Here is a 19,861-nt window from a genome sequence, read left to right on the forward strand (position 1 = left end):
TTAGTGCACTATAATTATATAGTTTTATATCTATATTATTTATTGCATAGTTTGAAGCTAGATTAATATACTTTGGAATTACAGGATTAATGAAAGATAATATCTTTTATTAATCCTTTTTTATTTGTAATTTTAAAGAATATTTGCGATGTGATTTATAATTTATAAATCAAAACAGATAATGATTAATCCTAACTTTAAGTGTATTTCACAAAGGTATGTAAAGAAATATATTAACTTTTAAGCATGCCGTAGACGACAAAATAAGAAATACTTAGGAGGGTTAGTATGAAGGCTAAATTAATACTTGAAAATGGAATGACATTTGAAGGAAAGGCTTTTGGAAATTTAGAAGATACAGTAGGAGAAGTGGTTTTTAATACTGGAATGACAGGATATCAAGAGGTTTTAACAGATCCATCCTATTATGGACAAATAGTAACTATGACTTATCCACTTATAGGAAACTATGGTATAAACTTAGAGGATATAGAGTCTAAAAATCCAAAAGTAAAGGGCTTCATAGTTAGAGAGCTTTGCAATGACCCAAGCAATTTTAGATGTGAAATGAATTTAGAGGATTATTTAAAGCAAAACAATATAATTGGAATTCAAGGAATTGATACAAGGGCATTAACAAAAATATTAAGAAATAGTGGAACAATGAAAGGCATAATAGCAACTGAAAATATACATGAAGATGAAATAAACGAAAGATTAAGAAACTTCTGCAATAAAAAAGCAGTTCAAAGTGTGACAGTAAAAGAAAGTTATACTTTGGAGGGAAATGGAAAACATATAGCAGTATTAGATTTTGGAATAAAGCAAAATATTCTAAGAAGTTTTCAAAAAAGAGGATGTAAGCTTACAATATTTCCTGCAAATACATGTTATGAAGAAATCTTAAAAGTAAATCCAGATGGAATATTCTTATCAAATGGTCCTGGAGATCCAGAGGATTTAGAAGAAGTTATAGAAAACTTAAAAATGCTTATTGGTAAAAAGCCAATAGTAGGTATATGTTTAGGACATCAACTTTTAGCATTAACATTAGGTGGAGAAACAGGAAAATTAAAGTTTGGGCACAGAGGTTGTAATCATCCAGTTAAAGATTTAGAAGAAAATAAAATTCATATAACTTCTCAAAATCATGGATATGTAGTAACTAAATTGCCAGATAATATGATTATGACTCATGTTAGTGTAAATGATGGAACTTGTGAAGGAATGAGACATAAAAATCTTCCAATATTCAGTGTTCAATATCATCCAGAAGCATGTCCAGGCCCTTTTGATGCAAATTATATATTTGATAAATTCTTAGAAATGCTATAAAAATATTTAAAATTCAAAATTCGGAGGTTGTTATTATGCCATTAAATAGAGATATAAAAAAAGTATTAGTAATAGGATCAGGTCCAATAGTTATAGGACAAGCAGCAGAATTTGATTATTCAGGTACACAAGCTTGTGAAGCTTTAAAAGAAGAAGGAATAGAGGTTGTATTAGTTAATTCAAATCCAGCAACTATAATGACAGATAAAGAAATAGCAAATAAAGTGTATTTAGAACCATTAACATTAGAGTTTTTAGAAAAAGTTATAGAAAAAGAAAAACCAGATTCATTAATTGCAGGAATGGGTGGTCAAACAGGACTTAATTTAGCAGTAGATCTTCATGATGCAGGAATACTTGAAAAATATAAATTAAATATAATAGGAACATCCATACAATCTATAAAAAAAGGTGAGGATAGAGAACTTTTTAGAGAAGTTATGAACAAAATAAATGAACCTGTTATTGAGAGTGAAATTATAACTGATATGAAAAGTGGAATAGAATTTGCAAATAAAATAGGGTATCCAGTTATAGTAAGACCTGCATATACACTAGGTGGTTCTGGTGGTGGAATTGCTGATAATGAAGAAGAATTGAAAATTATATTAGAAAGTGGCTTACAATTAAGTACAATAGGTCAAGTTTTATTAGAGAAGAGTATAAAAGGTTGGAAAGAAATAGAGTATGAAGTCATAAGAGATAAAAGTGGAAACTGTATAACTGTTTGTAATATGGAAAATATAGATCCTGTAGGAATACACACAGGAGATAGCATAGTTGTGGCACCAAGTCAAACATTAAGTGATAGAGAATATCAAATGCTTAGAACTTCAGCTATAAATATAATAAATGAAATAGGGATTGAAGGAGGATGTAATGTACAATTTGCATTAAATCCTAAAAGTTTTGAATATGCAGTAATAGAAATAAATCCGAGAGTTAGTAGAAGCTCAGCCCTAGCATCAAAAGCTACAGGTTATCCTATAGCTAAAGTTGCTGCAAAGATAGCATTAGGTTATGACTTAGATGAAATAAAAAATGCGGTAACCAAAAAGACTTATGCATGTTTTGAACCATCACTTGATTATGTAGTAGTAAAAATCCCTAAATGGCCATTTGATAAGTTTAAAAGTGCAAACAAAAAGTTAGGTACAAAAATGATGGCTACTGGTGAAATAATGTCAATAGGAAGTAACTTTGAAGCAGCATTTCTTAAAGGAATACGTTCATCAGAAATAAAAAAATTTTCATTAGAACATAAAGAACTTAAAAATTTAACATTAGATGATTTAAAATCTAAAGTAATAAGTGCAGATGATGAAAGAATATTTGTTTTAGCAGAACTTTTAAGAAGAAACTATATGTTAGATAAAGTATGTGAAATAACAGGTATAGATAGATTCTTTGTAGCTAAAATAAAAAATATAGTATATGAAGAGGAAAAATTAAAAGTTTCTAAAATAGAGGACTTAAATAAAGAATGGTTATATGATTTAAAGAAAAAAGGATTTTCAGATAAAGCAATAGCTAAAATGTTAAATTGTAAGCCAAATGATGTATACAGCTTAAGAAATCTTTGGAATGTAAAGCCCGTATATAAAATGGTAGATACATGCAGTGGCGAATTTGATGCAGTATCACCATATTATTACTCAACTTATGATACTTTTGATGAAGTTGAAGTAAGTGATAAAAAGAAAGTTATAGTAATAGGTTCTGGTCCAATAAGAATAGGACAAGGAATAGAATTTGATTATTCATCTTGTCATAGTGTAATAGCACTAAAAAAACTTGGAATAGAAACTATAATTATAAACAATAATCCAGAAACAGTAAGTACTGATTTTAATATATCTGATAAATTATATTTTGAACCATTAACAGAAGAAGATGTATTAAATATAATAGATAAAGAAAATCCATATGGAGTAATACTTCAATTTGGAGGACAAACAGCAATAAAATTAGCTGAATTCTTAAAAGAGAAGAATATAAAAATACTTGGAACAACAGCAGAGCAAATAGATATGGCAGAAGATAGAGAAAAATTTGATGCATTATTAGAAGAGCTTAATATATATAGACCAAAGGGAAAAGCAGTTTGGAATGTGGAAGAAGGATTAGAACAAGCTAAACTTTTAAAATATCCTGTACTTGTAAGACCTTCATATGTACTAGGTGGTCAAGGAATGGAGATAACATATAGTGAAGAAGAACTTAAGTATTATCTTGAAAATGCATTTACATCTGATAGTAAAAACCCTGTGCTTATAGATAAATATATGCTTGGAAGAGAAATAGAAGTAGATGCAATATGTGATGGAGAAGAAGTACTTATTCCTGGAATAATGGAGCATTTAGAAAGAGCAGGAGTTCACTCTGGAGATAGTATAACAATGTATCCAAGTCAAAATATAAGTGATGAAATAAAAACAAAGATATTAAACTATACTAAAAAATTAGCATTAGGTATAGGCGTACATGGTATGATAAATATTCAATTTATAGAGTTTGAAAATGAATTATATGTAATAGAAGTTAATCCACGTGCAAGTAGAACAGTACCATATATAAGTAAAGTAAGCTCAGTTCCAATAGTTGAACTTGCTACAAAGGTAATGCTTGGAGCAAAACTTAAAGAATTAGAATATGGAACTAACGTTTATAAAGAGCCAAATGTAGTAACAGTTAAGGTTCCGGTATTTTCAACACAAAAGCTTCCAAATGTTGAAATAAGTCTTGGACCAGAAATGAAATCAACAGGGGAAGTTTTGGGCGTAGGAAGAAATATAAATGAAGCATTATATAAAGGATTTATTGGAGCTAACATGTATATGAAAAAAGAAAAAGGTCGTATACTTGCAACTGTAAATGATAATGATAAAGAAGAATTTTTAGAAATAGCTAAAGAAATGAATAAACTTGGATATAAGTTTGTAGCAACTAGTGGAACATACAAGTTATTAAAAGAAAATAATATTAATGTAGAAAGAATAAATAAAATTAAAGAAGGAAATAATAACATTTTAGAAGCTATAAAGAATAATTCTTTGGATATGATAATAAATACACCAACAAAAGGTAATGAATCAAATAGAGATGGATTTATTATAAGAAGAGAGGCTATAGAAAAAGGATTAGGAGTAATTACAGCATTAGATACACTAAGAGCAATGGTTAAAGTTAAAAAAGAAAATATAAATGTAAGTGACTTGGAAGTTTTCGATATAGTACAAATAAATAGCTAAACCCTAAGGCAATAATTGCCTTACCTAAGATACACAAAAAGAACAGGCTCAGAAAGCAGAGCCTGTTCTTTTACATTTTAATATAAATAATAACAAAATAATTACATATTTGTAATAAATATTGTTTAATAAATATACAGTGATATAATGAATATGAAATTAATAAGGAGTGAGCTTTATGAAATATAAAAAAGTTATATTACTTATATTATGTACTTTAACACTAGTAGGATGTAGCAATGCAAAAGATAACAAAAATAAGGAAGAAACAAAGAAAAAAGTTGAAGTTGCAAAAAAAGATAATGCAGAAAAAAATATTATTAATAATAAAAAAGAAGATAAACAAAAAAAAGATGAAACAGTTAAGACACCTCCTATAAATGAAGTATCAAGCAATGAATTTAAAAATAATGCAGATGAAAATGTATCTATGCAAGAAGTAGAAAATAATAAGAATTCAAATGAAGAAGCAGTAGTAAATGAGTCAACACAGCAAGCTAATGAAAGAAATGAAGAGGAAATAATTAAAGAACCTGAAAAAGAAATATCTATTGGAGAAGAAGAAGCAAAAACAGCTATAAAAAATAATGCTGAAAAGTCAATTCAAGATAAACTTGAAAAAGGTGCAGTACTAGAAAAAATAGAAGACCATTTTAAAAGTAATTGGAATAATATATCTAAAAATTGGGGAATACCAGAAGATAAGTTTTTAATGTTTGGAGTATCAGAACAAAATAGTGAATATTATTCTGGAACATATGCTGTTGCTATAAATAGTGGTAATGTATATTTAATACCTACTCAAGGATATGTACCTGCATATCATATGCAAAATGGTGAAAGAGTAAAAATATATAATTGGGTAGAGTAATATATTAAAATTAGGGAGTAACAATTAGTATAAAAGTGATGCGGAAAAAATATGATACCATATATATGGCATTACATCATATGAAAATTATATTTAATTCTAAAATTTACATTAAAAAGACTGTGTGCAAATTACACAGTCTTTAATGTTATATATATTTTTTAAAAGCTTGTCCATATATTTTATATTATTTTATAGGTTTTATTTCAAGTGTGCCTTTACAACTAGCACAACGATAATTTTTATTGTAGTTTTCTAAAGTACAATGATTTGGCAATCTTTTTTGAAAAAATGTTATTCCACATTTGTTGCAAGTTACTTTATATTTATTTCTAGAAGATATGTAATTTTTAAGATTTTCGCTAATTTTAAGTTTACTATATCGGGAACCATCTATGTTTAAAAATTTGCAAGCTTTTTGAAATTCATGATTATGTTTGCAATCTTTTTTATGTAGAGTATTTACATAATAATGGCAAAATTCATGTTTTAGAACAGATTTTATTTCTTCATCAGTGTAACTTCCATCTAGTAAAAAATGAGAAAATACAAATTCTAATGGTTTAAATGTTCTGGCATTAAATGTATAGTGTCCCCAAGTATTAGTCATCCGTTTGCTTATTCTAATGGGTATATTGGAACAATCCACACCCCATTCATATCCTAGATAACAAATATAATCTTTTATCATAGCTTCATTTCATTTCAATGATATTCACTCCTCAAGTAAAATATTTTTAGTTTAGATTGTTATAGTCATCTTAACATATGATAGATTTAATTATCAAATATATAATTTATTTATATATTTGTAAAGTGATAAATTTTAAATTATAAGTTTAGTAATTGGCAAAATATATAATAATAGAGATAAAAAGGTTAATTCATGTATGATATAGAATATATAAGTTGTACAGAGGTATTACTTACTATAAGGAGGACATTAGCATGTATAAGTACATATATGTTGAATCAGAGAATGAAGGGTTATTATCAAACGCTACACATAGAGAAATAGCAGAAATGGATGGAGATTTGTAACAGCTATACCAAAGACTATTAAGGCAAATGGTAAATTTATAAGATTTGATTTAGTTTTTGAAAAAGAAGAGTAAATAATATAAACCCTACATAATTTATGTAGGGTTTATATTATTTTATAATGCTATATTCAAAGTTTTCCCAAAGCAAAGTAGAGCCTACTTTTATTCCTTCAGGTAAAAGTGCAAGTGCAACGGCATTTTCATTATCATTTTTATCTTTTAACACTGCATAATCACCATCTATAGTGGTAACTATATACATTATTGTTTTCATACTTTTACACATCCTTAATGTTTAGAATTAGCTTTTAGTTTACTATATGAATAAAAGTAAGTCAAATTTAAATTAAAACATCTAAATTTATATATATTATTACATAATTAGCTATATTTAAATATTTTGCTTAAATTTAAGGTGAAAAAAATATAAATTAGACTTTGACTTTCTTTGACTTTTGTATTATTATATAAACATAAAGAAATAATACAAATAATGAAAAGTTTATTATAAAATTATTTGATTGTAAGAGGTGAATAAAATATATGAATATAGATAAAATGACTTTAAGAGTACAACAAAGTTTAAATGATGCATATAGTGAGGCTGTAAAATATAATCATCAACAAGTAGATATTATTCATTTATTTGCAGCACTTGTTAATCAAGAGGATGGATTAATTCCAAATATTTTTGAAAAGATGGGAGTTAATTTAACGTTTCTTAGAAATGATATCCATGAAGAATTGGAAAGAATGCCAAAAGTTTTAGGAGAAGGTGCCAATGCTTCAGGGGTAACAGCAACAAGAAGAATAAATGAAGTTTTAGTTAAAGCAGAAAACATTGCTACAGAATTCAAAGATTCTTATATAAGTGTTGAACATGTAATGATTGCAATGATGGATGTTGATAAAAATGGAATTGTAGGGAAAATACTAAAGAAGTTTGCTATAAATAAAAATGATTTTCTAAAAGTATTATCAGAGGTTAGGGGAAATCAAAGAGTTGATACACAAGACACAGAAGGAACATATGATGCACTTGCTAAGTATGGAACTAATCTTATAGAGTTAGCTAAAAAGCATAAATTAGATCCAGTTATAGGAAGAGATGAAGAAATAAGAAGAACTATAAGAATTCTTTCAAGAAGAACTAAAAATAATCCAGTTTTAATAGGTGAACCAGGTGTTGGTAAAACAGCAATAGTTGAAGGATTAGCAGAAAGAATTGTAAGAGGAGATGTTCCAGAAGGGTTAAAGGATAAAATAATTTTCTCATTAGATATGGGAGCACTTATTGCTGGGGCTAAATATAGAGGAGAATTTGAAGAGAGATTAAAAGCTGTTCTTAAAGAAGTTCAAAGCTCAGAGGGAAGAATAATATTATTTATAGATGAAATTCATACTATAGTTGGCGCTGGTAAAACAGAAGGTGCTATGGATGCAGGTAACTTAATAAAACCATTACTTGCAAGAGGAGAACTTCATTGTATTGGTGCTACAACTTTTGATGAATATAGACAATATATAGAAAAAGATAAGGCACTTGAAAGAAGATTCCAACCAGTTATAGTAGAAGAACCAACAGTTTCAGATACAGTGTCTATATTAAGAGGGCTAAAAGAGAGATTTGAAATACATCATGGCGTAAGAATACATGATTCAGCTATAGTTGCAGCAGCAAAGCTTTCAGATAGATATATTCAAGATAGATTTCTTCCAGATAAGGCTATAGATTTAATAGATGAAGCTGGAGCAATGATAAGAACAGAGATAGATTCGCTTCCAACAGAATTAGATGTTATAAGAAGAAAAAAATTAATGCTAGAAACTGAAAAAGAAGCATTAACTAAGGAAAGTGATGAAGCATCTAAGAAAAGACTTGAAAATCTTGAAAAAGAACTAGCAGAACTTAAAGCAAAAAATGATGAAATGACATCTAAATATGAAAAAGAGAAAGGTCATATTCTTGAAATAAGAAATTTGAAAAGAGAGCTTGATGAAGCTAGAGGAATTTTAGAAAGATCTGAAAGAGAGTATGATTTAAATAAAGTTGCCGAATACAAGTATGGTGTAATTCCACAATTAGAAGAAAGAATAAAGAATAAAGAAGAAGATATGAACAAAAATTATGAAGGTGCACTTTTAAAAGAAGAAGTAACTGAAGAAGAGATATCAAGTATTGTTTCTAAATGGACTGGGATACCTGTAACAAGACTTGTAGAAGGTGAAAGAGAAAAACTTTTAAGACTTGAAGAAGAACTAAGAAAAAGAGTAATAGGACAAGATGAAGCAACTGTTGCTGTAGCAAATGCTGTAATAAGAGCTAGAGCTGGACTTAAAGATGAAAGAAGACCAATAGGTTCATTTATATTCTTAGGGCCAACAGGTGTAGGAAAAACAGAACTCGCAAAAACACTTGCAAGAAACTTATTTGATAGTGAAGATAATATAATAAGAATAGATATGTCTGAATACATGGAAAAACATGCTGTGTCTAGACTTATAGGACCTCCTCCAGGATATGTTGGATATGAAGAAGGCGGTTTCCTTACAGAAGCAGTAAGAAGAAATCCATATTCAGTAATATTATTTGATGAAATTGAAAAAGCACATGATGATATTTTCAATATATTCTTACAAATATTGGATGACGGTAGACTTACAGACAATAAAGGTAAAACTGTAGATTTTAAAAATACTATCATAATAATGACATCTAATATAGGTAGTAGCTATTTACTAGAAAATCATAATAAGGCTACAATAGATGAAAAAGTAAGAGAAGAAGTAATGAATTCACTTAAAATGAGATTTAAGCCTGAATTTTTAAACAGAGTAGATGACATTATAATGTTTAAACCATTAAGTTGTGAAGGCATTAAAAAGATAATAGATATATTCTTAAAAGATGTAAAAAACAGATTAAAAGATAGAAATATTAAAATGGAAGTTACAGATGAAGCAAAAGAGATTTTAGGAAAAGAAGGATATGATCCTATATATGGAGCAAGACCTTTAAAAAGGTATATTGGTAATGTATTAGAAACTCAAATTGCTAAAAAAATGATTGCAGGAGAAATATATAATGGATCTACTGTAGTTATAGATGGAAAAAATGAAATTTTAGAAATAAGAGTAAAATAAAATAAAAATTATCGCAAAACTTAAATGTTTTGCGATAATTTTTTATTAAGAAATATGAACAAAAGTATTTTTAGGAATATTATCATAAATCCATTTTGCATTATTTAAAGAAAGACGAATACAGCCATCAGAAAGTTCCATACCAAGTCGGCCATCACGAATGGAGCCGTTTAAATTATAGATAATTGAATGAAATAAGTAATTGTCATAAAATTGTGTGTAATATTTACATTTATAGCCCTTATTAACTCCAAAATATAAGCCTTTTACACCAATTTTAAAATTACCACTTGGAGTTTGAGTAGAAGGTTTACCTATGGTGCAAAGATAACTATTAATTAGTTTCCAATTATTTTTAGATCCTTTAAATATATTAGTTTTAAAATTATTTTTATCAACCCATATGAAATAGGTAGTAGAGCTTGAAAAACTATTTGAGTTAGCATAATTTGTAGCTATTTCAAAATAATCATTTGTATTTCTAAAGTTTGACTTTAAATGATAAAAAGTTGATAAAAAAATATTTTTAGAACTTTTGAGTAAAGAGGTTATATTTTTTTTCATATAATCACCTATTATTAAAAAATAAAAAACAATAATCAATAATATAAAAGTTTAACTACTAATTATAATATTGATTATTGTTTGAAATGTTAATAAATGTATTTTTAAAATTAGTTAAGAGAAGACTTTAAATCATCCATTTTATTCAAAATTTCTGTTAAATTGTCTTTAGAAATATTTACATTATTAGACTGCTCATTTGTTAGCTCAACAATATCCTTAACATATTTATTAGATTCATCATTAAGTGATGAGATATTAAGTAAGTCATCATTTAATGAATTTAACTCTAAGTTTAAATTACTTAAATTAGATACAAATGTTTTAGATGAATTACCAATGGTGCGTATTGAAATTAGTATATTATTAAAAGAGGTTTTGGCTTCCGTTGCATAAATAACTCCTTCGTGAACTTCAGCAGCACATTTTTCAGAAGTTAACTTAGCTTTAGATGCAGACTCATTTATAAGAGATAAACAAGCACCAATTTCTTTTGCATATTCGTCAGTTTGAATAGAAAGTTTTTTTACTTCATTAGCTACAACTGAAAAACCTTGTCCAAACTCACCAGCTTTAGAAGCTTCTATAGAAGCATTTAAACTAAGCATTCTAGTTTGATTCGAAATAGTATTTATAACCTTAAGAATATCTTCTATTTTTTTATTATGCTCACTTATATCATTCATAAATAAAAGTAAATCTTTAGTTGTAATTTTTAAATCATTCATTTTACTTGACATTTTATCCATGTTTGAAGAGTTTATATTGCAAATATTTTCTGTAGAATATATATTTTCATCTACTTCATTAAAAGAAGAATTCATATCTTCAAAATTATTTTTTAAATTATCAAAGAAAGCAATGGTTTTACCAATAGAGTTACGTTCAAAACTTAAGTTGTCAGAAATATTTGTAACTATGTGAGAAATATCTTTACATATAAATACCATATTATCTGAGTTTGAATTTAAGGATTCAATAGATTTATCAACTGAGTTTGATGTATCTTGTACAGAACTTATAGTGTTTAGATTATTTATATTATTTTGTTCTATTTCTTTAGCATTATTTGTTACATTTTTTATCATATCTAGACCACGTTTACATTGTATATATGACATTATACCAGCAACTAATAATATTGCTATAAAAGTAAGTATATGTTGAAAAGTTAAAAAGGCGTATGTATTACTATTTATAGCTATGTCTTTAAATCCAAAATACATTATTATTAAATAAATAGAACTTAAAATGCTAGTGAATAATGCAGATTTAGGAGCACTATACAACGTTGAAACAATTATAGGTAAAAAGAAACATAGTAGCATTAAAATACTAAAGCCATCAATTAATATAAAAACATATAAAAATAGTAGCATTGATATAGGAACCATTAAGGAACTATATTTATCTAACTTTTTAAACATTAATGGAAGTGACATAATTGAGAGACTGATTAATCCCAATGTTATAAGAGCTACTAAATGCTTTCCATTATAGCCATATAAAAAACAAAATAGAACAAGTGTAATTGAGAATAAAATGAGTATTTTAGAATTTAAATTTTTATTCAATGTGAATACCCTCCCTAATTATTAAAATATAAAAATCAGCATAATAAATTTTAAGTTTACATTATAAATTATAACACTTGATATAAAAGTAATTACTTAATTAGAACAAAACTTACAAAATATTACTTTTAAAATTATATTTTTAGAATTTGTAAATTAATATAATAATTTATCTTATAAAAAAAGAAAAATTTGCTATATTTTAAATGAGACAGATAAATTTATATAAAATAAACTATTGAAAAATAGAATTATTATATAAAAAAATTAGAGATGAAGAGTAAAAATGAATTGTTAGTCTTAAAATAGCATTTTAGAATAAGGTGCATAGTAAATTAGTTAAATATTATATAAATTATGATACAAAATAAATAAAAGCGAAAAGATATTTCGCTTTTATTTATAACATTCTCTTTCATAAATGAAATGAGCTCTATTTTTTTTGAAAAAGGTTTCTTTAACTTTGAACATTTCAAAATTAGTCCATAATTCTTCTGTGAAATATTCTGGTTTTAAAGTTACTTCGTTTAAATTATCATTAGATTGATCATTTGAAATATAATTAAAAAGATGATTCCAAGATATAACTTCAAATTTAAAAGGTGAATGTATAGGTTTATCTATAGAAATTGTACTATGCTTAACACTAAAGTCCTTAGGATTATAATTTTTACAAGTCTCATATGTTAAAGTTTTAGGTGATTTATTTTTATCTAAAATAATTTCAATGACCTCAATATCACCTTTGCCAAACATTAAACTTTGAATTTTCAAGCCGTTAGTATATAAACATTTGTTTAAAAAAGGCATAAAACCTTTAGTCTTATTTATTTCTCTATCCCATAAAATATGATAAGCAATATGATAATTTTCATATTCATCTAAAGCAGCTCTATAATATAGTTTTTTAGGAATTTCAAATTCATTAGTTGTATATATAATAGGTGCAAATTTTATAGCTAAATCATCATCACGTATAATTGTGTAATCTCCAATATCTGTGGAATTAGTTTTAGTTGGAATAAAAATTAACAATAAGAAAATAATCACTATTCCAATTAAAATAATTAGAAAAAAGTTTTTTTTCTTTATTTTTATCATCTCCTTAAAGTATATTACATTTTTTAATATGTAAGTAAAGTTAAATATAATGAATAAGATTAATATATAGTTTTAGAAATAATTGTAAGGCTTAATTATAGATACATTATATATAATATTACAATATATATTATCTATAAATTTAAAAATTAATTAATATGTAATACATATAGAGTTTATATATAGTATAATGTAAATACAATAAGCTAAAGTTTATTTTAGAGGTGACATAGGATGAGAAATTTAGATATTAATATTATAGAGAAAAATGATAAATCATTACATTTTGAATTTATAAATGGAGATGAAAAGGAAGAGGCTGCATTAACATCTATAGAAGGACTTGCTCATTTTGGATTAGGAAGAAGAGAAAGTGATGAAATTGTAGTTGAAGGTGCTGGAGAAAATATGTTCCCAGTTATAATAAAAAAAGATGGTCCAGTAAAAGGATATAAATATGGAATGGTTGTTGGAATATATTTCTATAAAAATGGAGAAAATAGAAATAAAACTTCAGAACTTAAGCATAAAGATATGATTTTTAGTGATATGTTAGATATTGATAATATAAAAATATATTATAATATATTTAATTACAAATTGAATGTTTTAATATATAAAGATAATGAGATTATATATTCATCTATATAAAATAATAAGTGTGTTAGACTTATATTACATCAAAGAACTTACTTGATAGAACTATTAGGAAGTTCTTTTTTTATATATACAAATATTACATTAAAATAAAAAATTAAGATTAAATTAAGATTTAATAAAGGAAAATTAAAGAAGTCGTGTGTACAATATAGAATGTATTGAGAAATAAAACTATATATAAATAGTTTAGTGGGAGCAAGGATTATGAAGAAAAAGATAATAATGATAGTAAATATAATGACTATAATGCTTATAATGTCAACAATGGGAATAAGAGTTAGTGCAGATAATTTATACTCTAAAATCAAGAAAGTTAGTGACAATGAAGTTCTGATTATAAAATCAAATAATTCTATAAATCAAATTGACGATGAGTATTTAAAGGGAAAAATAATGGAGTTGGAAGTTAAAGTAAAGAGTATAGATAATAAAAAACATATAATTAAAGCTAAAAATGGAGATAAGGATATAATTTTAGGATTTCCAAAAGAAGAAAAGTTAACTGATATAAGAAAAGGAGAAACAATTAAAGTAAGGGGTATAGGTATAACAAATGGGAATAAAGAGAGAAACATTTCTTTAATTGCAAAGAGAGTTGATTAAATACTATTAGATGATGTAAATAAATTAGATTAAAATTGCTCATACTAAGTTTAAATTTAAATTTAGAAAAGAGGAATTTCAATGGATTTAGTTATATTTACTTTATTTAACTTTATAATTTATTCTTTTATTGGTTGGATTGTAGAAAATATATATTCAGTTGCTACAAAAGGAGAGTTTCAAAAAGATGGTTTTCTATTTGGACCATTTAAACCTATGTATGGCATAGCAGGAGCTATAATAATTCTATTAAATACAGCATTTAATTTGAATTTAATAGAAAAAATTATAATTGGATTTATAATTCCTACAATTACAGAATATTGTACAGGTTATATATTAAAAGCAGTTTTCTCAAAAAGTTATTGGGACTATTCAAACTTGAAATATCAAATCAATGGATTAATAAGTTTACAGTTTTCATTTTATTGGATTTTATTAACTTTTGTAGCTATATATATAGTTCAGCCAGTAATTAATATAATTTATCAAATAGAGCCAGCTTTATGGTCAATATTAACACCGTTCTTTATAGGAATAATGACATTAGATATGATATATACCATAATTACAATGAATAAAAAATCATCACTTTTAAAAAATGCCAATCAAGATTAAATTTAATAATGTATATTTTTTAAAGCTACAGTATTTTGCTGTAGCTTTATATATTTATTGAAAGAAAGTTGTAATTGAAAAGTATTCTATATATAATAACAAATGTAAATAATTTTAAATAATTACATAAATATAAAAAGGAGGAGATGGGTTTGAAGATTAACTCTATAATGAATCAGGTTATTTCTATATTTTTAATAATAATAATAGGATTTTATGGAAGTAAAAGAAAAATTATAACTAAAGAATTAAATAAGGGGTTAACAGAAATACTAACTAAGATAACGCTACCACTTATGATTATTGCATCATTTAATATAACTTATAATAGTGGTATAAAAAGCAATATAAGAAAAACATTATTTTATAGTGCAATAATAATTGTTCTTTCCATAGTTGTAACTCACTTATTATTGTTAATAGTGAAAGATAAAAACAAAAGAAAGATATTAGAATTTGGTAATGTTTTTTCTAATTGTGGTTTTATGGGATTTCCTATAATAGAAAGTATATATGGTAGTGAAGGGATAATATATGCATCAATATTCAATATGTTTTTTAGTATATTTATGTGGAGTTATGGTGTAATGCTATTTAGTGATAAAATCTCTATAAAGGAAATAAAAAAAGTTCTTTTAAATCCAGGTGTTATAGGTGTGTACATAGGGGCTTTGATAATGTTATTAAATATAAAAATGCCAGAAGTAATATTTAGCAGTATAAAATCAGTTGGATCTATAACAACACCATTATCAATGTTAATAATAGGATCTATACTTGCTGATATTAATTTAGGAGGATATTTAAAAGATATAACAATTTATTATGGTTCTTTTATAAAACTTATAATAATTCCTATGATAACTTTATTGTTTTTTATATTTATAAAAGAAGATACTGTAGTTTCAAAAACTTTAGTTATACTTCAGGCAATGCCAGCAGCAGCAATGACATCGATTTTAGCAGAAAGCTTTAATAAAGAAGCTGAATATGCAGCAGTTTTTGTATTTATGACTACATTTTTGTCAGTATTTACATTTTCATGTGTATTAAAAATTGTATTAAAAATTTAAATATATAAATAGTATTAAAGATAAAGATAGTGATTAGTGTAGTCTATATTGTATTTTTAAGTGTAGAAGTAGAATTAGAGCTATGTTCAATATATTGTAAAAATAAGTATAATATGTTACTATTTAAATGAAAATTCAGAAAATAAATTCTTTTGTATAAATTCAAGCGCTTGATGAAGCTTATGAAAGAAAAATTACAAAATATTACTTACTGCATTTTATACAAGTGGTAATAAGTAATTAGGGGGAACACTTATGAAATCACTATCTAATTCTTTTAAAAATAATTTGAATGATATAGAAGAAAAACAAATAAATAAACCTAAATATAATTATCTTTATTTTAAATCATATAAAGAAAAGAAAAAAGTTGTAAAAACTATTGATGAAAATTTAGTGTTGAAAAATAGAAAATTTAAATTACAAAATAATTATTATATAAAAGAAGAGTTAAATAATTTATTAGATATGGCTAGCAGAGAAACAGTATCGATTAAGTTATTAAGAAATATTGGAGAATGTTTATTTAATTTTTTAAATGCAGATTTAATGAATATATTTATATATGATGCTGAAAATTGTTCATTAATAAAAAATGATATGTTGGAATTTGGAAAAAACTTTTGTGAAAATCATAAAGATTTTGAAATAACTAAAAATGAAGAGTATAAGATAATTCATACTGAATATTATGAGGGAATTAAAGAAATAGGAGCTTTTCAATTTGACGATAAAGAAGTATTTATAAAGAATAATATAAAGTATTTAGGTTGTTATAAAATAATGAATAATGATAACTTAATTGGATTATTGATAATAGGATATGAAAAAATAAATGATTCTATAAATGAAAAAAATATGTTTATTGGTGAATTCTGCAAAAAAATTGGTCCAATAATGAGTAGATGCAAGCTTATAGAAGTGTTGAAATGTGAATTGAGAAAAAGAATTGAACTGCAAAAAGAAATGGAGATATTTTTAAGCAGTTCGAAGCGAATGATATGTATAATTGATAAAAAGGGGTATTTTCAAAAAGTAGGGCCACAATGTGTAAATTTGTTGGGCTGGAGTGAAAAAGAATTTTTATCAATGAATTATAGGGAATTAATTATAGATAAAGAATTTTTAAAGGGTTTCAAGGTAGCCGAAAATAGGCCATTTATAAATAAGTATAAAACTAAGAATGGAGAATATAAATGGTTAGAGATCAATTATAAGTGCATAGAAAGAAATGCATTTATGGTTATAGCTGAAGATGTTACGGAAGAAATAAATTTGGAAAGTAAAAATGAGACGTTAGAGAATAAAGTTAGCTTGGAAAATGCAAAGAATAAATTGTTTACAAATATATCCCATGATTTCAAAACTCCAATAAATATAATTTTAGCTACAACACAATTAATTTTAAAAAAAATAGATGAAGAAAAACTTGAATTGAATGAAAATATAAATTTAAAGAAATATATGAATTCTATTAGACAAAATTCATGTAGATTGTTGAAACTTGTTAACAATATAATGGATATGACCAAAATTGACGCAGGATATTTTGAATTACAACTTGCAAATTATGATATAGTAAACTTAGTAGAAGATACTACAATGTCAGTAGTTGAGTATGCTAAATATAAAGGTGTAGATATAATTTTTGACACTAATGTAGAAGAAAAATTAATTTCATGTGATGCAGAAAAAATTGAAAGAATAATATTAAACTTATTGTCAAATGCATTAAAACATACACCACCTAATGGAGAGGTTTACGTTTTATTGTTGGAAGATGGAGAATTTATAAAAATAACAGTGAAAGATAGTGGAAGTGGTATTGAAGAAGAGAATGTGGATAAAATTTTTGATAGGTATAGGCAAGTAGATGCATTACTAACTCAAAGGGCTGGTGGAACAGGAATAGGTCTTTCATTAGTAAAGTCGCTAGTTGAACTTCATGATGGAGACATAAGTGTAAAAAGTGAAAGTGGAAAGGGTGCAGAATTTGTAGTTAAATTGCCTAACAAAACAATAGATGAGTGTAGTGCTTTTTTAAAAGAAGAGTACAATATAAATTCAAATAAAGAAAAGAGAGAAATAGAATTTTCAGATGTATATTTTTAAATTTTAAATATTAGTTAAGGAGATATGTTATGGAGAAAGTATGTGAAAGTAATATTAAAAAATTAAAAGAATTAGTTAGAAATATGAATTATTTAAGACAGTCACTTGGAATTGTGCATTGGGACATGTGTGTAAACATGCCTAAAGCAGCAGGAGAATCAAGAGGAAATGTAATAGGTTATCTATCTTCAGAATATTATAAAATGATAACAAGTGTGGAAATAAAAAAACTAATAGATGAACTAGAAAATGAAAAAGGATTATCAGAGTTTGAAGTAGCTATGATAAGTGATATTAAAGATGCATACAATGAAACTAAAAAAATACCAGAAGATATATATGCTAAGTTTTCAGTAGATTCTGCCAAATCAAGCATGGCTTGGGAGGAAGCAAAAAACAAATCAGATTTTTCTATATTTGAGCCACATTTAGAAAAAATGGTTAATTATAAAAGACAATTTGCAAATTTTTATGGATATGAAAAACATCCATATGATGCATTGTTAAACCAATATGAAAAGGGAATGACTGTAGAAATTATAGATAAAGTTTTTGGTAATTTAAGAAATTCTATAGTTGATATATTAAATAGAATAAAATCATCTAATGTTAAAATTGATGAAAATATACTAAAAGGTAATTATAGTACTGAAGAACAAATAAAATTTAATGAATATCTTTTGGACTTAATAGGATATGATTATAAAAATAGAGGTAATATATCAACATCAGAACATCCATTTACTACTGAATTTAGTAATAAAGATGTTAGAATAACTAATCATTATGATGAAAGCAATTTTTCAAATGCTATGTATAGTGCTATACATGAAGGTGGACATGCCATTTATGGACAACAAATATGTGATGAATTAGAAGAATATGGATTACAAGATGGTGCATCAATGGGAATTCATGAATCACAATCAAGATTTTATGAAAATATAATAGGTAGAAGTAAGGCATTTTTAAGTTTTATATATGATGAGCTTAAGAAACACTTTAAAAAATTTGAAGATATTGATTTCGCAGAGTTTTATAAATTAATGAATATAGCTAAGCCATCACTGATAAGAACAGAAGCAGATGAATTAACTTATAGTTTACATGTAATCATAAGATATGAAATAGAGAAAGATTTAATTGCAGGAAAGATAGAAGTTAAAGATTTACCTAAGATATGGAATGACAAATATTATGAATATTTAGGTGTAAGGCCCCAAAATGATAGTGAAGGAGTCCTTCAAGATGTACATTGGTCAGATGGAGAGTTTGGATATTTTCCAAGCTATGCGTTAGGAAATATATATGGAGCACAATTTTTAAATGCAATATTAAAAGATATTCCTAATTTATATAAGGAAATAGAAAATGGAAATTTAGATAATTTAAGAACTTGGTTAAGAGATAATATTCACAAATATGGTAAACTATACAAGCCGGAAGAATTATTAATAAAGGTAACAGGCGAAAAATTGAACTCAAAATATTTCATAGAATATTTAAATAAGAAATTTAGTGAAATTTACAATTTATAAAATACAAAACACTCACCTAGTTAAACTAAGGTGAGTGTTTTGTTATATTAATAATAAATGTTTAATTATTTTTGGAAGTATCTTTGTAATAATCCGTTAAAGGCACAACCATGTCTTGCTTCATCTTTACACATTTCATGAACAGTGTCATGAATAGCATCTAAGTTTAATTTTTTAGCAAGAGTAGCTAAATCTTTTTTACCTTGACAAGCTCCGTGTTCAGCATCAACTCTAGCTTGTAAATTAGCTTTTGTATCAGATACAACAACTTCACCTAAAATTTCAGCAAATTTAGCAGCATGTTCAGCTTCTTCCCATGCTATTCTCTTATAAGCTTCAGCAACTTCAGGGAAACCTTCTCTATCAGCTTGACG

Annotated in this window: 16 protein-coding genes; 10 read left to right on the forward strand and 6 right to left on the reverse strand. The window is 25.7% G+C overall.

Annotated features, from left to right (window positions below; all coding sequences use genetic code 11):
• Positions 1-288 precede the first annotated feature (288 nt).
• The 3 genes from BN346_RS18000 (at position 289) to BN346_RS18010 (ending at position 5,457) form a co-directional block, all read left to right on the forward strand.
• Positions 289-1,335: a carbamoyl phosphate synthase small subunit gene (locus tag BN346_RS18000; RefSeq protein ID WP_040330421.1), complete on the forward strand. Its 1,047-nt coding sequence runs from the start codon at positions 289-291 to the stop codon at positions 1,333-1,335.
• Between the two features lie 35 nt (positions 1,336-1,370).
• Complete coding sequence (gene carB, locus BN346_RS18005; RefSeq protein WP_040330422.1) at positions 1,371-4,586, forward strand: carbamoyl-phosphate synthase large subunit; 3,216 nt, start codon at positions 1,371-1,373, stop codon at positions 4,584-4,586.
• A 178-nt stretch (positions 4,587-4,764) separates the two neighbouring features.
• Positions 4,765-5,457 (forward strand): hypothetical protein, encoded by a 693-nt coding sequence (locus BN346_RS18010; RefSeq protein WP_040330425.1) that lies wholly within the window; start codon positions 4,765-4,767, stop codon positions 5,455-5,457.
• Positions 5,458-5,644: 187 nt separating this feature from the next.
• Here BN346_RS18010 and BN346_RS18015 read toward each other — a convergent pair whose 3' ends face one another.
• Both BN346_RS18015 and BN346_RS21850 read right to left on the reverse strand, forming a co-directional pair.
• Positions 5,645-6,148 carry a SprT-like domain-containing protein gene (locus BN346_RS18015; protein ID WP_040330426.1) on the reverse strand — a complete coding sequence of 168 codons (504 nt, stop codon included), beginning with the start codon at positions 6,146-6,148 and terminating at the stop codon, positions 5,645-5,647.
• Positions 6,149-6,609: 461 nt separating this feature from the next.
• Complete coding sequence (locus BN346_RS21850) at positions 6,610-6,774, reverse strand: DUF3006 domain-containing protein (RefSeq protein WP_148361119.1); 165 nt, start codon at positions 6,772-6,774, stop codon at positions 6,610-6,612.
• Positions 6,775-7,043: 269 nt separating this feature from the next.
• Between BN346_RS21850 and clpB the strand changes: the two genes are divergently transcribed.
• Positions 7,044-9,644, forward strand: coding sequence for an ATP-dependent chaperone ClpB (clpB, locus tag BN346_RS18020; RefSeq protein WP_040330427.1), 2,601 nt, complete (start codon positions 7,044-7,046; stop codon positions 9,642-9,644).
• A gap of 45 nt (positions 9,645-9,689) precedes the next feature.
• On the opposite strand, the gene BN346_RS18025 is transcribed toward clpB, so the two are convergent.
• The 3 genes from BN346_RS18025 to BN346_RS18035 form a co-directional block, all read right to left on the reverse strand.
• Positions 9,690-10,208, reverse strand: a complete 519-nt coding sequence (locus tag BN346_RS18025) for a L,D-transpeptidase (RefSeq protein WP_051540502.1) — start codon at positions 10,206-10,208, stop codon at positions 9,690-9,692.
• Positions 10,209-10,318: 110 nt separating this feature from the next.
• The gene (locus BN346_RS18030; protein WP_040330429.1) at positions 10,319-11,782 is read right to left on the reverse strand and encodes a methyl-accepting chemotaxis protein; all 1,464 of its coding nucleotides are present in this window, start codon (positions 11,780-11,782) and stop codon (positions 10,319-10,321) included.
• Between the two features lie 396 nt (positions 11,783-12,178).
• The gene (locus BN346_RS18035; RefSeq protein WP_148361120.1) at positions 12,179-12,817 is read right to left on the reverse strand and encodes a hypothetical protein; all 639 of its coding nucleotides are present in this window, start codon (positions 12,815-12,817) and stop codon (positions 12,179-12,181) included.
• Between the two features lie 300 nt (positions 12,818-13,117).
• Between BN346_RS18035 and BN346_RS18040 the strand changes: the two genes are divergently transcribed.
• The 6 genes from BN346_RS18040 (at position 13,118) to BN346_RS18065 (ending at position 19,487) form a co-directional block, all read left to right on the forward strand.
• Positions 13,118-13,534, forward strand: coding sequence for a hypothetical protein (locus BN346_RS18040; RefSeq protein ID WP_040330431.1), 417 nt, complete (start codon positions 13,118-13,120; stop codon positions 13,532-13,534).
• A gap of 213 nt (positions 13,535-13,747) precedes the next feature.
• Entirely contained in the window at positions 13,748-14,146 is a 399-nt protein-coding gene (locus BN346_RS18045) for a hypothetical protein (protein ID WP_040330432.1), read from the forward strand.
• Positions 14,147-14,227: 81 nt separating this feature from the next.
• Positions 14,228-14,764, forward strand: a complete 537-nt coding sequence (locus tag BN346_RS18050; protein WP_040330433.1) for a putative ABC transporter permease — start codon at positions 14,228-14,230, stop codon at positions 14,762-14,764.
• A gap of 152 nt (positions 14,765-14,916) precedes the next feature.
• Positions 14,917-15,837, forward strand: a complete 921-nt coding sequence (locus tag BN346_RS18055; RefSeq protein WP_040330434.1) for an AEC family transporter — start codon at positions 14,917-14,919, stop codon at positions 15,835-15,837.
• A gap of 255 nt (positions 15,838-16,092) precedes the next feature.
• Positions 16,093-17,949 carry a PAS domain-containing sensor histidine kinase gene (locus tag BN346_RS18060; protein ID WP_051540503.1) on the forward strand — a complete coding sequence of 619 codons (1,857 nt, stop codon included), beginning with the start codon at positions 16,093-16,095 and terminating at the stop codon, positions 17,947-17,949.
• A gap of 29 nt (positions 17,950-17,978) precedes the next feature.
• On the forward strand, positions 17,979-19,487 hold the full coding sequence (locus BN346_RS18065) for a carboxypeptidase M32 (protein ID WP_040330435.1): 1,509 nt from the start codon (positions 17,979-17,981) through the stop codon (positions 19,485-19,487).
• Between the two features lie 65 nt (positions 19,488-19,552).
• On the opposite strand, the gene BN346_RS18070 is transcribed toward BN346_RS18065, so the two are convergent.
• Positions 19,553-19,861: ferritin-like domain-containing protein (locus BN346_RS18070; protein ID WP_040330436.1), on the reverse strand; the 309-nt coding region annotated here is incomplete at its 5' end.

It is taken from the genome of Clostridium ihumii AP5 (genome assembly GCF_000612845.1).
Lineage (GTDB): Bacteria > Bacillota > Clostridia > Clostridiales > Clostridiaceae > Clostridium_J > Clostridium_J ihumii.

Excerpts from the sequence above, each read along its gene's own strand:
- BN346_RS18000 (WP_040330421.1), top strand. The coding sequence starts at position 289 with ATGAAGGCTAAATTAATACTTGAAAATGGAATGACATTTGAAGGAAAG.
- carB (WP_040330422.1), top strand. The coding sequence starts at position 1,371 with ATGCCATTAAATAGAGATATAAAAAAAGTATTAGTAATAGGATCAGGT.
- BN346_RS18010 (WP_040330425.1), top strand. The coding sequence starts at position 4,765 with ATGAAATATAAAAAAGTTATATTACTTATATTATGTACTTTAACACTA.
- BN346_RS18015 (WP_040330426.1), bottom strand. The coding sequence starts at position 6,148 with ATGATAAAAGATTATATTTGTTATCTAGGATATGAATGGGGTGTGGAT.
- BN346_RS21850 (WP_148361119.1), bottom strand. The coding sequence starts at position 6,774 with ATGAAAACAATAATGTATATAGTTACCACTATAGATGGTGATTATGCA.
- clpB (WP_040330427.1), top strand. The coding sequence starts at position 7,044 with ATGAATATAGATAAAATGACTTTAAGAGTACAACAAAGTTTAAATGAT.
- BN346_RS18025 (WP_051540502.1), bottom strand. The coding sequence starts at position 10,208 with ATGAAAAAAAATATAACCTCTTTACTCAAAAGTTCTAAAAATATTTTT.
- BN346_RS18040 (WP_040330431.1), top strand. The coding sequence starts at position 13,118 with ATGAGAAATTTAGATATTAATATTATAGAGAAAAATGATAAATCATTA.
- BN346_RS18045 (WP_040330432.1), top strand. The coding sequence starts at position 13,748 with ATGAAGAAAAAGATAATAATGATAGTAAATATAATGACTATAATGCTT.
- BN346_RS18050 (WP_040330433.1), top strand. The coding sequence starts at position 14,228 with ATGGATTTAGTTATATTTACTTTATTTAACTTTATAATTTATTCTTTT.
- BN346_RS18060 (WP_051540503.1), top strand. The coding sequence starts at position 16,093 with ATGAAATCACTATCTAATTCTTTTAAAAATAATTTGAATGATATAGAA.
- BN346_RS18065 (WP_040330435.1), top strand. The coding sequence starts at position 17,979 with ATGGAGAAAGTATGTGAAAGTAATATTAAAAAATTAAAAGAATTAGTT.